This window comes from Enterococcus sp. S53, from assembly GCF_016516865.1.
GTDB lineage: Bacteria > Bacillota > Bacilli > Lactobacillales > Enterococcaceae > Enterococcus_D > Enterococcus_D innesii.
In genome coordinates this window covers 1-618 of sequence record NZ_JACVUH010000066.1, presented here as the reverse complement: position 1 = coordinate 618, position 618 = coordinate 1, and the positions used below count along the sequence as shown (strand labels likewise).

1 pseudogene is annotated in these 618 nt (G+C 35.8%); it reads left to right on the top strand.

The annotated features are described in order from the left end of the window. A pseudogene (locus IAE45_RS18695) lies at positions 1-400 on the top strand (terminase large subunit); the annotation flags it as partial. Positions 401-618 lie beyond the last annotated feature (218 nt).

Genomic DNA, 618 nt, shown 5'->3' with positions numbered 1-618 from the left:
CGGCTGGTTTGTTGAACAACGTGAAAAATACGGCATAACGAAAATAGTAGCCGATAATTTCCGGATGGATTTATTGCGACCATTGTTTTTGGAGGAAGGATTTGAAATCGAAGTGATTAGAAATCCAACAGCAGCTGATAATTTACTAGCTCCAAGGATTGAAGATGCATTTGCCAATAATCACATTATATTTGGTGATAATCCATTGATGCGTTGGTATACAAACAATGTACTGGTTAAGACTAACGGTGATGGGAATAAATCATACAAAAAGAAAGAAGAGGTTCGTCGTAAGACAGACGGATTCAAGGCGTTTGAATACTGTCTATGGCGTGCAGATGAGATTATCGATTACGACTACGATGATGCCTTTGATATGTTGGATGAAATTGAATTTTAGAAAGCGAGGGCTAGGTTATGTTTAGTGATTGGATCCATTTAACCGAAAGAGAGTTTTTTATTAAATACTGGTATATTCTGATACCGATATTTTTGTTTGTTTTATTTATTGCAATGTTGATTGAATGGGTTTCACGCAGAAAGTGAGTGATCATTATGTATAAACCACAATATCTAAACGTTGAGCGAAAAACAAAAAACGTAATGGCTGGTAACACA